General features: G+C 51.8%; 14 protein-coding genes and 2 tRNA genes. 8 read left to right on the top strand and 8 right to left on the bottom strand.

The window, feature by feature from the left end:
- Nucleotides 1-11: 11 nt before the first annotated feature.
- Both RBR60_RS00860 and RBR60_RS00855 read right to left on the bottom strand, forming a co-directional pair.
- Complete coding sequence (locus tag RBR60_RS00860) at nucleotides 12-1283, bottom strand: valine--pyruvate transaminase (RefSeq protein ID WP_320353732.1); 1272 nt, start codon at nucleotides 1281-1283, stop codon at nucleotides 12-14.
- Between the two features lie 341 nt (nucleotides 1284-1624).
- A complete protein-coding gene (locus RBR60_RS00855; RefSeq protein ID WP_320353731.1) occupies nucleotides 1625-1942 on the bottom strand; it encodes a DUF4389 domain-containing protein in 318 nt (105 codons plus the stop codon).
- Nucleotides 1943-2114: 172 nt separating this feature from the next.
- Here RBR60_RS00855 and RBR60_RS00850 point away from each other — a divergent pair.
- A tRNA-Leu gene (locus RBR60_RS00850) sits at nucleotides 2115-2201 on the top strand.
- Between the two features lie 73 nt (nucleotides 2202-2274).
- Here the strand turns inward: RBR60_RS00850 and RBR60_RS00845 are convergent.
- From RBR60_RS00845 to RBR60_RS00835, 3 genes are all read right to left on the bottom strand, one after another.
- Nucleotides 2275-2712 (bottom strand): bacteriohemerythrin, encoded by a 438-nt coding sequence (locus tag RBR60_RS00845; RefSeq protein ID WP_320353730.1) that lies wholly within the window; start codon nucleotides 2710-2712, stop codon nucleotides 2275-2277.
- An 88-nt stretch (nucleotides 2713-2800) separates the two neighbouring features.
- Nucleotides 2801-5023 carry a PAS domain S-box protein gene (locus RBR60_RS00840; protein ID WP_320353728.1) on the bottom strand — a complete coding sequence of 741 codons (2223 nt, stop codon included), beginning with the start codon at nucleotides 5021-5023 and terminating at the stop codon, nucleotides 2801-2803.
- A 1-nt stretch (nucleotide 5024) separates the two neighbouring features.
- The gene (locus RBR60_RS00835; protein ID WP_320353727.1) at nucleotides 5025-5717 is read right to left on the bottom strand and encodes a DUF2760 domain-containing protein; all 693 of its coding nucleotides are present in this window, start codon (nucleotides 5715-5717) and stop codon (nucleotides 5025-5027) included.
- 314 nt (nucleotides 5718-6031) lie between these two features.
- Between RBR60_RS00835 and RBR60_RS00830 the strand changes: the two genes are divergently transcribed.
- Nucleotides 6032-6229 carry a hypothetical protein gene (locus tag RBR60_RS00830; RefSeq protein WP_320353726.1) on the top strand — a complete coding sequence of 66 codons (198 nt, stop codon included), beginning with the start codon at nucleotides 6032-6034 and terminating at the stop codon, nucleotides 6227-6229.
- A gap of 48 nt (nucleotides 6230-6277) precedes the next feature.
- Here RBR60_RS00830 and RBR60_RS00825 read toward each other — a convergent pair whose 3' ends face one another.
- Complete coding sequence (locus RBR60_RS00825) at nucleotides 6278-8155, bottom strand: peptidylprolyl isomerase (protein ID WP_320353724.1); 1878 nt, start codon at nucleotides 8153-8155, stop codon at nucleotides 6278-6280.
- Between the two features lie 485 nt (nucleotides 8156-8640).
- On the opposite strand from RBR60_RS00825, the gene RBR60_RS00820 reads away from it, so the two are divergent.
- Nucleotides 8641-8716 (top strand) — tRNA-Ala (locus RBR60_RS00820).
- A gap of 51 nt (nucleotides 8717-8767) precedes the next feature.
- Here RBR60_RS00820 and RBR60_RS00815 read toward each other — a convergent pair.
- Nucleotides 8768-9379, bottom strand: a complete 612-nt coding sequence (locus RBR60_RS00815; RefSeq protein WP_320353722.1) for a class I SAM-dependent methyltransferase — start codon at nucleotides 9377-9379, stop codon at nucleotides 8768-8770.
- On the bottom strand, nucleotides 9366-9743 hold the full coding sequence (locus tag RBR60_RS00810) for a DsrE family protein (RefSeq protein ID WP_320353721.1): 378 nt from the start codon (nucleotides 9741-9743) through the stop codon (nucleotides 9366-9368). The genes RBR60_RS00815 and RBR60_RS00810 overlap by 14 nt, the downstream gene beginning before the upstream one ends.
- A gap of 84 nt (nucleotides 9744-9827) precedes the next feature.
- On the opposite strand from RBR60_RS00810, the gene mutY reads away from it, so the two are divergent.
- From mutY to RBR60_RS00785, 5 genes are read left to right on the top strand one after another with little or no spacing between them, the layout of a single operon-like run.
- Nucleotides 9828-10931 (top strand): A/G-specific adenine glycosylase, encoded by a 1104-nt coding sequence (gene mutY, locus RBR60_RS00805; protein WP_320353719.1) that lies wholly within the window; start codon nucleotides 9828-9830, stop codon nucleotides 10929-10931.
- A gap of 22 nt (nucleotides 10932-10953) precedes the next feature.
- Nucleotides 10954-11700: a 3-deoxy-manno-octulosonate cytidylyltransferase gene (kdsB, locus tag RBR60_RS00800; protein WP_320353717.1), complete on the top strand. Its 747-nt coding sequence runs from the start codon at nucleotides 10954-10956 to the stop codon at nucleotides 11698-11700.
- Between the two features lie 2 nt (nucleotides 11701-11702).
- A complete protein-coding gene (locus tag RBR60_RS00795) occupies nucleotides 11703-12308 on the top strand; it encodes a Maf family protein (RefSeq protein WP_320353715.1) in 606 nt (201 codons plus the stop codon).
- 18 nt (nucleotides 12309-12326) lie between these two features.
- On the top strand, nucleotides 12327-13013 hold the full coding sequence (locus RBR60_RS00790; RefSeq protein WP_320353713.1) for a YggS family pyridoxal phosphate-dependent enzyme: 687 nt from the start codon (nucleotides 12327-12329) through the stop codon (nucleotides 13011-13013).
- A gap of 8 nt (nucleotides 13014-13021) precedes the next feature.
- The gene (locus RBR60_RS00785) at nucleotides 13022-13567 is read left to right on the top strand and encodes an epoxyqueuosine reductase QueH (RefSeq protein ID WP_320353712.1); all 546 of its coding nucleotides are present in this window, start codon (nucleotides 13022-13024) and stop codon (nucleotides 13565-13567) included.
- Nucleotide 13568: the final 1 nt, after the last annotated feature.

The following is a 13568-nucleotide window of genomic DNA, read 5'->3' as shown; positions in this document are numbered from 1 at the left end:
CGGAGTTTTTTTTATAAGCCGGATCCGTTTTCTTCATAGGCCCTTCTCACCTCTTCACCAATGATGCCAATGCCCTTTTCAACCAGGGAGGGCGCTTGCCCATAGGTAACGCGGATGCATTCTTGGCAGTGAGGCCAGGCGGCATCCTGAATGCCAGGGAAAAAGTGGTGGCCAGGAACCACGAGAACGCCCCGGGCTTTAAGTCTCTCATAGAGTGTCTGGGAGCTGATGGGAAGATTCCGGAACCAGAGCCACAAAAAAATGGCTCCTTCGGGTTTGTGGATAAAATAATCCGTTCCAGTCAGAGCTTTTTCAAAAAGCGCCACAGCTTGGGCAGCCCTTTCCCGGTAGTAGGGCTTCACCACAGACTGACTCAAGGAAAGGATTTCCCCTGTCCTGACCATGTCCAGGGCCATCATGGCCCCAAAACTTCCCGTGGCGAGGTTCATGACAGCGTTCATGCGGGAAAGGGTCTGGATCACATCTTCCCTTGCAATGACAATGCCCGTGCGTGCTGCGGGAAGTCCCAGCTTGGAGAGGCTCATGCATAAAATGATATTTTCATTCCAGAAGGGCTGGGCTTCGGTGAAAATGATGTCCGGAAAAGGAGTGCCATAGGCGCTGTCCAGGATCAAGGGAATTCCAGCTTCCTTTGCCAGGCCATCCAGGGTGAGGATCTCCCCATCGGTGAGTACGTTTCCTGTGGGGTTGGTGGGCCGTGACACGCAAAGGGCCGCAATATCCGGCGACAAGGTAAGGTGCTGAAAATCTACCCGGTATTTAAAAAAAGGTCTTCTGAGAAATTCGATTCTGGGTTTAAGGGCTGTGAAAAAATCCGGCACAAGCCCCACATCCGCATAACCGATATATTCAGGGGCCAAAGGCAGGAGAATCTTTTTTTGTCCGCCCTCTGCATCCGGTCCTGCAAACATATTGAACAAAAGGAAAAATGCGGATTGGGATCCATTGGTGAGGGCGATATTTTCCGGTTTCAGGTGCCAGTCAAAACGGCGGTTCAGCAGACAGGCCAGTTCCGCAATGAAGGCCTTTTCTCCTTGGGGTGGATCATAAATACCAATCATCCTGCGGGTTTCTGAAGGACTGTCCACAATGGCGCAGAGGCGTTTTTTCATGGCAGCCTCCACCTCCGGAATATGGGCCGGATTCCCCCCTCCCATCATGATCATGTCTCCAGGCCCGGCCAGGGCATTCCCCAGATCTTCCATCAATTGTAAAATACCGCTGTTACCGCTGAATTTTTTGCCGAATGCGGAAAGTCGCATGCTGATTGTACCTTTCTTCCTGTGAGCAGATATCAAAATCTGTGCTAATAGCGCCTGAGGTGGAGGCTGTCAATGCGGGAAAAAAAATGAGCGGGAGAGCCCTGAAAAAGGCCCGCTCCGCTCATGGGTCAGGATGCCGCTTCTCTCTCAAAAGACAGGGTTTTTTCGTGCCCCCCCGTTTTTCCAGGCTCTGGTCCATGGGATTTGGGAAGGGGGAGCCCAAAAAAATTACCGTTTCGCCGGATATGCTGCCCTACCTTTTCAAACAGGTGAAAAGGTGGCATGAACCCTGGGATTTACCCCATGGGCAGAAGCTGCGCCGGGAATATGGAAAAAGGAGCTTAGCCGTTTTTTTCGTCAAAGCGTACGGACTCAGCACGATCCATGGCTTCGGGAAACTCGGTAAAAGGAAAGGGCCGCCGGTTTTCATTCAGGGAAATATAACGCAGAATCCGATAACTGAGAACAGCAAGGCGATCGGTGAAGTTCCGCAGGGGCTCCAGATGCTTGCGTGTGGCGAGGGCCCATATGAACTGTACACAGGAAAGGAAAATCTGTAGGGTTTTCAGAAATTCAAAGACAATGAAGAAAAATACCGTATAAAGTAAACGAACGGCAATGTCTTTGCGGGAAACGAAAAAGTTTTTTACCTGGTCCATGCACCTGCTCCTTATGAGTAAAAATATTTAACAAACCTACCCTGATCATCCCATGCCGGATCATCGATCAGGACTTTTCTTGCTGATATGGGAAAAAGCCAAAAAAAGTCTTTTTCCGGACATTGACAAAAAAGGCTGGAAAGCCTATAAAACCCTGCACTTTGTTTCCAGTGCCTGGATGGCGGAAATGGTAGACGCAAGGGACTTAAAATCCCTCGGTCGAAAGGCTGTGCGGGTTCGATTCCCGCTCCAGGCACCAACGTTTGATTTTACCAGATCGGGCTTAAAAAACATTGAAAGGGTCGCCCCTTAAAAGAGGCGGCCCTTTTTTTTCAGCGAACCCGTTTGTTCCGCCTGTGCTGGTCCACAAAAATACGGGTTCTGGCATAGGGTCCAAAGCGCTGATCTTCGGTTCGGATATGCTCCACAAGCCAGTGACCCAAAAAGACCAGAGCCTCATCCCGGATGTTGTCTGGGTCATCGGATATCAGACGGCGCAGGTTGAGGGTCTTGCGGATGAAAAATTTATGCAGTTTGCGGTGTTCCGCAAGCTCGGGATAGCCCAGCTGCTGCATGATTTTTTCTTCCAGGGCAAAGTGGATGCGCAGCCCCTCCCCTAAGTCGTTGAGAAGGTCAAAGAGGACGCGGGGCTCGGCTTTTTCCTCGTGTTTCTGGTAAATTCTGTTGATGTGGTCTGCAATTTTCTGTTTCTGTTCATCAATATTCTGAACACAAATGTTCAGATTTTCTTCCCATATGATCCGTTCCATACGCTCTCCTGATCCGTGGACGCTGGCCTGAAAAAGGCTCAAACGATGTTTTTTTACTTCTGCCACTCCTACTGCACAAGCTCTCATATCATGGGGAAGCCGGAGGAACAAGATAGTCCGCTTCTTGTGCATGGCGAATACGCATGGGCACCTGGATATGGATCCGGGCGCCTGTTCCCGGGGAGGACTGGATCTTCATTTTTCCTCCCAAAAGTGCTACGCGCTCTTCCATGCTGCGCAGCCCCATCCGTTTTTCATGCAGAGCCTCTCCCATGCGGACCTCTGGGTGAAATCCCTGCCCATCATCTTCAATGCGGAGAATAATGTGGGGGTGGGAGGCCACAAGACGTACCGTCACCTGCCTTGCGGAGGCATGTTTGCGAACATTGCTTAAGGCCTCCTGCAACAGGCGATAGAGGTTGATTTCCGTATCAAAATCCAGATCCAGCGCATCAAGGCCTGCGGATGAAAAATCCACCTGCAGACCATATTTGCTGCTGAGATCCTCGCAATAGACAAAGAGGGTGCGCACAAGACCCAGGGCGTCCAGGGTGGGCGGACGCAGGTCATAGGCCAGATCCCGCACTGCCTGAATGGAATTGCCCAGGGTGCGGTTCAGAGTTTCCGCCTTTATCCGCAGAGCCTGAGGAACATCCTCCCAGGCTCCGAAAAGATTCTGGGACATGATTTTCAGGGTTGCCAGGTCCTGGGCAATATGATCGTGCAGATCCCTTGCGATCCTCTGGCGCTCATTTTCCTGGGCCCGGATCAGCTCCTGGGTGAGAATCTGTATCCTGTGTTCCGCAGCCTTTAAGCGGGTGATATCACGCCCCGTACACAGGACACTGATAACCTGGCCGTCACTGGACCATTCCGGAATGAGGCGCCAGTCATACACACGATCTCCCTGACTGCCCGGACAGGAAAAAGTGAGGCTGCGGGCTACGCCTCCGTCAAATATAAGGGGCAGGTGGCGCACCAGCATCTGACAGAACCCTTCGTCAAAGCCCACATGCCAGAGTCCGTGATTGCGGATTTCCAGGGGTTTTAGACCGGAAATCCGGGTGACGGCGCTGTTGACAAAAACAAGGGAAAGATCCCTTGAAAACCGCATGATGATATCCGTGGAATTCTCGGTAAGGGCGCGGAAGGTTTCTTCCCGCTGGAGCAGTTCCCTTTCCACTCGTTTGCGGTCTTCGATTTCACGGAGCAGCTTCTGATTGGTGAGCAGGAGTTCTTCCGTGCGCTCCATGACCCGCCCTTCCAGTTCATCCCTGGATCTTCTCAGAGCACTTTCCACCCGTTTGCGGTCACTGATATCCCGCATGGATCCAATAACCCTCAGGGGTTCGCCCGTCTCATCTCGGATCAGCTCCGCATTCAGGGAAAAATCCCGGATCCGGCCATCCCTGTCTTTGAGCTGCAATTCAAAATCCTGGACCAGACCTTCCCTTTCAGCCTGGGAAAAAAGCATCTTTCTGGCCTTTTCTGGATGGATACAGTAGCCAAAGAAGCTGTTTCCGATGAGTTCTTCCCGCTGATAATGGAAAACCCTTTCAATGGCCGGACTGACTTCAAGAAATTTTCCGGTCATATCCGTTTCATAGTAAACATCCTGGATATTCTGAAAGATCCCTCTGTACTTCTGTTCACTTTCCTCCAGAAGACGGGCTGCTTTACGCCATTCCGTCACATCCCGGAGGGTTCCGTAAACGCGTACGGGCTCCCCTTTTCTGTCCCTTTCCAGGATGCAGTTCAAGGAGCCTGTATAGATATTCCCCCAGCGGGTGCGGAAATTGACCTCAAAATCTTTGAGTTCTCCATGGGCGAGCAGCAAGCGGACCATGGTGTCTTTTATTTCCGAATCCGCATAGAATCTGTGGATTTTTTTTCCGATAAATTCTTCGCGACTGTATCCGGTAAAAGCCAGTACCGCAGGACTGACTTCTACCACCGTACCGTCAAAAAGGGCCTCACAATAAATATCTCTTATATTTTCAAAGATTTTTCTATACTTTTCCTTGTATGAATTCAGCTGAACCAAAGTATCCTGTTGTTTTTTTGCAAGCTGAAGCTGATCCCAGCTTCTCCGAAGCGCATACAGAAAAAAAACCAAGGCCAAAGCCATGGCTGTGATTTCCGGGTAGGAAAATTTTTTTTCAAACTCCGGAAAGTTCCATAAAAAAAAGACAAAAAAGATAAAGACAAGCCCCAGGCCCACGTAAAAAAGATCTGTAAAAATTCTTTTCAGGTGTGGATGGTTGAAAAAAACACCCAAGGGTGGTCTCTGGGAATCCCGTACAGAGTGCATGTTAGACGATTTCCACTTCCGAAGGCGTGAGAACATCCGCGCCTCTGGCGTCACTGAATACGGGCATGCGTATGCCTTTGGCCCGCCAGCCCCGGTGCCGGAGAATTCCCTCAAAGGGCGGTTCCCCCGCCACCTTGCCCACAAGCTTGATCCGGCCAGGATCAAAGCCTTTGGGAACGGTGAGACGTCGACCTTCTTCCTCTTCCATGACCGGGATCATATCCAGATATCGGGCCAGGGTTTTCCGGGCGTTTTCGTGAACAGGACGCACCGCTGCCCCGATCTGATCATCTTCATACAGATCCAGGTCTTCGGCAAAAAAATCCAGGAGCCGGGCTTCTTTCTGCAGGGCGGAAAGGAGATACACAAACATGCGCTGCTCCCTGGCTTTTCTTGCTTCAGAATCTTCGACCGGCTGGGCAACCGAGGCTTTGGCGTCCTTTTTTTGAACTTTTTTTTCCTTTGTTTCAGGTAGTTGTCTGAAAAAAAGAGCGCACAGGGCTCTGAAAATGAGGGCTGCCATCAGGCCCCCAAGGGCACCTAAGTGGGGCAAGAGAGGGCCCAGAGAATGAAAGGTACCCAGGGTATCCGGAGAGGCAGAGGAGGCAAACCACCCGGTGAGGGTGGATAAGGGAAGGAAAAAGATCAGAGCAAGCCAGAAAACACGTCTTGAAAGCACAACAGAAGGGTTCACAATCACTCCTTATAAAAAACCGCTGGTCATGTAGCCTGCCCTATTGGGCGTTTGTGTTGAAAGTTCTTCAAAGAATCCGGGTTTTGCAAAACCCCGTGTGACATGATATAGATCCAGATTAAATTTTTCATGTGCGGCTTTTTTATGCCGCCAAAAAACTCAAAAGGCCCCTGATCCCTCACTATTGAAGGATCAGGAAAGCGCCGGTTACCAGAGCGGCTTTTGTCCGCTGAGTCTTTTCTGGGCTTAAAAGGGCTCTTATTCCCTGAAAGGCCAGCCCCCATCAGGATTTATCGTCAAGGAAGCCTCAGATCATGAAAACCATGGGAAGTCAAAAATCCTATATCAAGCGAGACACCTTTGATTTTGAAATCGGGTATCTTAAAAAAAGTCCCTGCCTGGCTTGCAAGCGCAAGGAAAAATTGCCCGCATGTGCAGCCTTGTGTCCGGAACTGGACGCCATACAGACGATACTGGCTGCGGGCATTGAACTGGGCAGAAACGAAGACTGAAAGCCGAAGGTTCAGCGGCATGGCGCCTGATGCTGAACCCCCGGATTCTTATCCTTCCTGGCGGAAAGCCGGTTCTATCTCAATTTTTGCTTTTTCCCGCAAAGAAGCCATCCACTGACCATACATGCGGTTTTGCTTGCGGTTTTTCAATTCCCTTTCAAGGCGCGGACGCTCTGTTTCAAAACTGGCCGCATCGGGAAGAGTTCGTCCTGTAATGCGGAAAACCGCATATCCTTCATTAAGACGGACCGGCTCATCGGGTATGGTGCTCTCCTTATCCAGGGCAAAGGCCGCACGGTTAAGCATGGGCAGGGCTCCGAGCTTGGGAATTTCCTCCTCCCGGCCAAAAAATCCTGTCTCGACAAGGGGAATCTCCGGATGCTCTCCCTTTTGCAGGGCCACGAGGATGGTCTGCGCCTTGGATTTTGCCATGGCCTCCCGCCCTTCCCTCTCAAGTTCCGCCACCATGCGTTCGCGCACTGCATCCATGGGAGGTACGCTTGACTCCTGGCGATCCACAATGGAAATCAGGAAAAGGGCGTCTCCGATTTCCACAAGCTCGCTGACCTCATCGTGGGCCAGGGAAAATGCCGTTTCCGCAAAACGTCTGGCATCCACCACGCCGGAGCTGGGACCTCTGCGGCCAAAAAAGGAGGTCTCATGCAGGGTCAGTTTCCAGGTCGCGGCCACTTCCTTGAGATCCGCACCCGCCAGGGTAGCGTCATATACCGCATCCGCCATATCATAGCTCTGGTTTTTGGCCTTTTCTTCCTTCAGAGCTGAACGCAGCTCTCCGGCAACAGCTTCATAGGGCTTCACCCCTTCGGGCAGACGCTCATCCACATGGATGAGATGCCAACCAAAGCGGGTCCGGACCGGCAGACTCATCCCATTGAGTTCAAGGGCAAAGGCTGCTTCTGAAAATGCGGGAACCATGGCTTCTCGTGGAAAAATTCCAAGCCTCCCTCCATCCGAGGCGCTGGGACATTGGGAATGTTCCCTGGCGGCATCGGAAAAATCCATTCCCTGGACAATCCGTTCACGAAGAGCCATAAGCTCCTGATACTTGGCGTCCACAAGGTTCTGGTCCGCATTTTCATCAACCTGAAAGAGAATATGACGGGCGGACACCCTTTCCGGCTCCCGGAAATCTTCGATGTGCATCTCATAGGCCTGGCGGACTTCTTCGTCGGTGATCTCAATGCGATCTTTGAGTTCTTCTGGGTCAAAACGAAGATAAGCTGCCTTCACCATGGGTTCTGTTCGGTAGCTTTCCTTATGACTTTCATATCGGGCCACAAGTGCTTTTTCTGTGACAGGTTCCGGTGTGAAATCCAAAGGCCGCAGCACAAGGGCTTCCATGGCAATTTTCTGGTTCTGGGCGTTGTAAAAATCCAGGGCTTCAGCCTTGGAGACATGAACTCCGCCAAAAATCAGCTCCTGCAGCTTGCCAAGGAGAAGATCCTCCCGCTGACGTTCTTCAAAAAAGACCGCATTCATGCCGTTGGCTTCCAGAAGACGGCGATAAAGAGCTGCGTCAAAACGGCCATCGGTCTGAAATACAGGAATGGCGGCAATGGCGGCGGTCACTTCCGCATCCGTTACCTGCAGTTTCTGCGTCTTGGCCTCCTGCATGAGAAGCTGCCTGTCTATGAGTCGTTGCAGGGCCTGCTCCTGCACCTGAAAGAGCTCAAGAATTTCAGGGGAGACCACCCCACCGAACTGACGACGGATCTGATCCACAAGGGATTGGTACTCCGCGCGATAGGCGTCCACGGTTATAACCGTTCCATTGACAACGGCAACCCGGTTTTGTTTTCCTGTGTGATAACTTTCCACTCCCAGAAAGACAAAAACAAGGACGATAATCCCCAGAATAAACTTGACCATCCAGGAGGAAGCTTTCTCCCGTATCCGTGCCAGCATAAAAGAATCCTTTTCTTTTGCAGAAGTTGAAAGCCCTGTAAAAACCTGATGCAGGGACTCGGAAGGGGTATTTTCATGAAAAAGCCCTTCACAGCTTCCCGCATCAGGACTGATTTTCACATGTAATGTGGATGATGGTGGATAGGATTGCTGAAAAACCCCATTCTTTTCAGCAAAAAACTGAATACGAATGGTTTTTTGCGCACAACCGGCGCTTGGGGTACAGCCCTCAAATATTTTAATGTATTCCAGTCTTTAAAATGATCACCTCCTGAAGCCAGTGTCTTATGATATTTTTTATTCTGCCACAAATTATGAAGAATATAGAATCCCAATCTTTTTTCAATGATTTTTTCCATGGATTTAAGATGCACAAGCCCGAAAAGTAAAAGTGGGCCTCCTTTTAAAATTCCTTGGCTCCTTTCTATTTTTTTATTGACAGCCTGACGCCTCTGCTGGTAGATGGTGCCTCGTTATCTGCATGTGGGGTTGTAGCTCAGCTGGGAGAGCGCATGGCTGGCAGCCATGAGGTCAGGGGTTCGATCCCCCTCAGCTCCACCAAAATATCAAAACGGTAAGGATCATCATGAAGGTGATCCTTTTTTTATGCGTTTATCCTGGAATATTTTTTTCAGGCCTCAGTACCCAGGCCAGCCATCGTGTCCCCACAGCAGACGTTTGTCTCTTAAAGTAACAAATGTCCAAACTCAGGCTTTGCCAGAGCGCGCAACCCGCATCCTCCTCCCAGAGATAAAAACGCCGTCCATCGCCATCCGTCTCCACGCCGCTTCCCTCTTTGAGGGATACATAGAGTCGTCCCTCTTCTGAAAGGCAGGGCAGAAATCTTGCAATGACTTGTGCCACTTGCAAGGGGGGCAGATGCACCAGCGCTCCGGAGAAGAGAAGACCATCCACCTGGAAAAGCTCAGATGCACAGGATGTGAAGTCTTCAAGGTGGACTTTGCACCCCGAATGGGAGCGAGCGAGATCCGCAAGCTCCGGAGAACGCTCCAGTCCCTGGGGCAAAAATCCCTGATCCCGCAACCAACGCAGATCCCGACCACACCCACAGCCCACATCCAGAATACGGGCTGCGGGTTTGAGTCTTACGACAAAGGGCTGAAGAAAGCTTGCAGGATCCGCAGCCATGGCTTTGCGGGTAAATTCCGCAGCCTTATTCCGGTAATAGCGGATTTCAGCCTCCGAGGCCTCAGGGCTTGACATAGGCGCAACCATCCTCCTGCTGGAGCCGTACAAGCTCCAGAATCCCTGCAGGGACGGTTTTCACCCCAGGCGGGAGTTCGGAAACATCCACCTCTTTGGCCTTGAGCGCATTCTGACAAGCGACAAAATGCACCCCTGCCTCCGAGAGAGCAAAAAGCCTTTGCGCAAGGGACTTGTCCATCTGACGAAAAAGGAGTACTCCGGGACCGTTCACCACAAAGTGGGCATTGACATGGGCAGGGCCTCCGGCAGCCCGGATCAGGTTTTCAAGGTTGGTCAGACCAATGGCAAGACGTTTTTCTTCGGGTTCATCCATGTGCAGCACCACACGCAGTTCCGCCACAACGCCTCCTTCAATGTTCATGTTGTTTTTTTATGGGGGACCCTGAATAAGGATCCCAGAATAAAAAAATCAGAGAAAAAATGAAACATCCTATGGAAAAAAAACATGCATTTTTCCACACAAGAAAATGAGCTCAGGGCTTTTCGAAAGGCCCTCCTTTCCTGGTACAGGACGCATAAACGGGATCTGCCCTGGCGACGCACCACGGATCCTTATGCGATCTGGATCTCGGAAGTCATGCTCCAGCAAACCCGCGCGGATACGGTGATTCCCTATTACCAGGCTTTTATGGAAAAATATCCGGATCTGGATGCTCTGGCCCAGGCCGAACCCGAATCCCTTCTTAAAAGCTGGGAAGGGCTTGGATACTATCAACGACTTTTCAATCTTCAGAAGACCGCCCAAAGGTTGAGGCAGCAGGGGTTGTCTCGCCTTCCCGAAGATCCTGAAAACCTGCGCCAACTTCCCGGAGTGGGACCATACATTGCCGCAGCTGTGGCTTCCATTGCCTTTCATGTACAGGTTGCTGTGGTGGACGGTAATGTGAAAAGGGTTATGGCCCGGCTTTTCTCAGACCCCTTTCCCGTTAATGCGGGAACTGCGCACAGGCATTATCTGCGCCATGCTTCCCTTCTTCTGGATCCCAAAAATCCCAAGGACGCCAATCAGGCGGTGATGGAGCTTGGAGCCACCTGCTGTTCTCCAGCAAAACCTAAGTGTGCAGACTGCCCTGTTTCCTTGTTTTGTGAGGCTTGGGCACAGAAAAAAACGGAGCTGTATCCCCTGCGGGAAAAAAAAAGACCCATTCCTTTTTTTTCCGTTGCCTGCGCAGCCATTGTGGATGAAAACTTCCGCATCCTGGTCACCAAAAGGCCGGAAACCGGCATGCTGCCCGGATTCTGGGAATTTCCGGGGGGTAAATGCGAGCAAGGAGAAAGTGAGGAAAGGGCCTGTATCCGGGAAGTGCGGGAGGAGACAGGACTGATTCTGGAAAAACCTGAGAAACTCTGCACCATTGGCCACGCCTATACCCATTTTCGCATTGCCATGACCCTCTTTGGCTGTCGCACCCGGGAAAAAATCCCTGCTCTCTTATCCCAGAGGGAACATCGCTGGATCTTTCCCGATGAACTGCAGACCCTGGCCTTTCCCGCGGCAAACCGTAAATGCATGCCCGCCCTTCATTCATGGCTTCAGAGGTATGCCTGAAATATCCATATAAGGAGTGTCTATGAGAAAAATTGTTGTGATTCCTGCTCGTTGGGGTTCCAGTCGACTTGAGGGCAAACCCTTACGCCCCCTTGCAGGCAAACCCATGATTCGCCATGTATATGAACGCTGCAGAGCCGCAGCCGTGGACGACGTTGTGGTGGCCACCGACGATGTCCGGATTCTTGAAGCTGTGGAAAATTTCGGAGGCAGGGCGGTACTCACCTCGCCTGAAAATCGTTCCGGAACGGATCGTGTTGCGGATGCTGCCCGCATTCTCGGCCTTTTGCCTGAGGATCTTCTGGTCAATGTGCAAGGTGACCAGCCCCTCATCCATCCCCGATGCATTGATGAGGTTCTGGCACCTTTTCAGAAGGAGTCGGATCTTGCCATGACCACCTTGGGTTTTGTCATCCAGGATCCAAGGGAAATCACGGATCCCAAAGATGTGAAGGTGGTGATGGACGCCAGGGGAAACGCGCTTTATTTTTCCCGGGCCACCATCCCCCATGTCCGGGATCGGGAAACCCCCTGCACCTACATCAAGCACCTTGGTGTTTATGCCTATACCCGGCGTTTCCTGGATATTTTCAGGGATCTTCCCACAGGAACCCTTGAAGAGATTGAAAAGCTCGAACAGCTCCGGGTTTTAGAGCAGGGATACACCCTCCGCGTGGTGATGACCTCCCATGATTCCCCGGAAGTGGATCTGCCCGAAGACATTGCCCGCATTGAAGCCCTCATGCAAGATTCTTCCAAAGGAGAATGAAGATGCGTCCATCCCATCCCCCTGAACTGATCCTTGCCTCCCAGTCACCGAGACGGAGGGAGCTTCTTGCGCAGGCGGGCGTTTTTTTCCGCGTGCTTTCCAGTGATATGGATGAAGAAAGTGTGCAGGCGGATACGCCGGGTCAGCTGGCCCAGATTCTTGCCGCAGAAAAAGCCGCCATCGTGAGCCAGCGTCATCCGCAAAGCTTTGTGCTTGCCGCAGATACCCTTGTGGTTGTGGGGCATGAGGTACTCGGTAAACCCAGAGACCGGGAGGATGCCGAAGCCATGCTACGCAAGCTCAGCGGCATCACCCACCAGGTGATCACCGGTGTGGCGCTTCTCTGCCATGAAAAGCAAAAGCGCCTTGTGTATGCGGTTTCCACGGATGTACGTTTCAAAATCCTTTCGGATGCGGAGATTGCATGGTATACAGCCACAGATGAGCCCTATGACAAGGCGGGTGCTTACGCCATCCAGGGTCTTGCCGCCCACTTTATTCCCAATATCTGCGGATCCTATACCAATGTGGTGGGCCTTCCCATCTGTGAAGTCATGGAAAGCCTTGCCCAGGTCGGAATTCTGCCCGCCTATCCTGCCCAGCCCTGAAAAAATGAGGATGCACCCATGATTGCCCAGAGACTGGAAACGCTGAGGGAAGCCATAGGAAACGCCTGTCTTGCCTGCGGCAGAAAGCCCCAGGAAGTGAAGCTTTTGGCTGTGAGCAAAACCAAACCCGAAGCCCTGATCCGTGAGGCGTATGGCGCAGGTCAGGAAATCTTTGGTGAGAACTATGTCCAGGAAATGGCATCCAAAGCGGAAACTCTCCAGGACCTTTCCCTTTGCTGGCACTTTATCGGCCACCTGCAGCGCAACAAGGCCCGTCTTGTGGTGCAGATGGCCGATCTTATCCATTCCGTGGATTCCCTGCGCCTTGCCCAGGAAATTCATAAGCAAGCTGAAAAAATGGGGAAAATCCAGAAAATCCTTGTCCAGATCCATCTGGGCGGAGAGGAAAGCAAGTCCGGGCTTGCGCCGGAAGATCTGTTTTCTCTGCTGAAGGATCTCGCGGATCTCCCCCACCTTGCCGTGCAGGGGTTGATGACCATCCCTCCGCCTGCGGAAAAGGAAGAAGACAACCGCAGGCATTTTGCCTTTTTGCGGGAACTGATGCAGAGCGCAAACCATAAAGCCCTTCTCCCTGCCCCCCTGCATATCCTTTCCATGGGTATGAGCGATGATTTCAGGGTGGCCATCGAAGAAGGTGCTACCCTCATCCGCATTGGATCGGCCATTTTCGGAGCCAGGGAGTAAAGCATATCATGAAAGTCCTGCTCCACACCTGCTGTGGTCCCTGTACCATCTATCCTTTGCGCATACTGAAGGAGGAGGGGCATACGGTTATGGGTTTTTTTTATCGCCACAACATCCACCCCTACGCTGAATGTCTGCGCAGGGAAGAAACCCTGAGGGCTTATGCCCTGGAAATGGATATGAAGGTGATTTTCCAGGAGGACTATGCTCTCGAAAAATTTTTACAGGATATGGTTTTCCGGGAGCCGGATCGTTGCAGAATCTGCTACCATAAACGTCTCAGCGCCACTGCCCTGCTGGCCAAAAGGGGAAAGTTCGACGCCTTTTCCTCCACCCTTCTCTACAGCCGTTTCCAGAACCATGCCCTCATCCGCGAGATCGGAGAGTCCGTAGGAAAAAAAACAGGCCTTACCTTTTTGTACCGGGATTTCAGGGAGGGTTGGCAGGAAGGTATTGAGGTATCCAGGCAAAGGGGTATGTATCGCCAGCCCTACTGCGGGTGCATTTACAGCGAAAGAGATCGTTACTACAAAGCCCCCGCTCCCCAGAGATAGG

The organism is Desulfobotulus sp. (genome assembly GCF_034006065.1).
Lineage (GTDB): Bacteria > Desulfobacterota > Desulfobacteria > Desulfobacterales > ASO4-4 > Desulfobotulus.
This window is presented reverse-complemented; position numbering and strand designations above follow the sequence as displayed.

Coding starts and splice junctions, on each gene's coding strand:
- RBR60_RS00860 (WP_320353732.1), bottom strand. CDS start 1,283: ATGCGACTTTCCGCATTCGGCAAAAAATTCAGCGGTAACAGCGGTATT.
- RBR60_RS00855 (WP_320353731.1), bottom strand. CDS start 1,942: ATGGACCAGGTAAAAAACTTTTTCGTTTCCCGCAAAGACATTGCCGTT.
- RBR60_RS00845 (WP_320353730.1), bottom strand. CDS start 2,712: ATGGAACGGATCATATGGGAAGAAAATCTGAACATTTGTGTTCAGAAT.
- RBR60_RS00840 (WP_320353728.1), bottom strand. CDS start 5,023: ATGCACTCTGTACGGGATTCCCAGAGACCACCCTTGGGTGTTTTTTTC.
- RBR60_RS00830 (WP_320353726.1), top strand. CDS start 6,032: ATGAAAACCATGGGAAGTCAAAAATCCTATATCAAGCGAGACACCTTT.
- RBR60_RS00825 (WP_320353724.1), bottom strand. CDS start 8,155: ATGCTGGCACGGATACGGGAGAAAGCTTCCTCCTGGATGGTCAAGTTT.
- RBR60_RS00815 (WP_320353722.1), bottom strand. CDS start 9,379: ATGTCAAGCCCTGAGGCCTCGGAGGCTGAAATCCGCTATTACCGGAAT.
- RBR60_RS00810 (WP_320353721.1), bottom strand. CDS start 9,743: ATGAACATTGAAGGAGGCGTTGTGGCGGAACTGCGTGTGGTGCTGCAC.
- mutY (WP_320353719.1), top strand. CDS start 9,828: ATGCATTTTTCCACACAAGAAAATGAGCTCAGGGCTTTTCGAAAGGCC.
- kdsB (WP_320353717.1), top strand. CDS start 10,954: ATGAGAAAAATTGTTGTGATTCCTGCTCGTTGGGGTTCCAGTCGACTT.
- RBR60_RS00795 (WP_320353715.1), top strand. CDS start 11,703: ATGCGTCCATCCCATCCCCCTGAACTGATCCTTGCCTCCCAGTCACCG.
- RBR60_RS00790 (WP_320353713.1), top strand. CDS start 12,327: ATGATTGCCCAGAGACTGGAAACGCTGAGGGAAGCCATAGGAAACGCC.
- RBR60_RS00785 (WP_320353712.1), top strand. CDS start 13,022: ATGAAAGTCCTGCTCCACACCTGCTGTGGTCCCTGTACCATCTATCCT.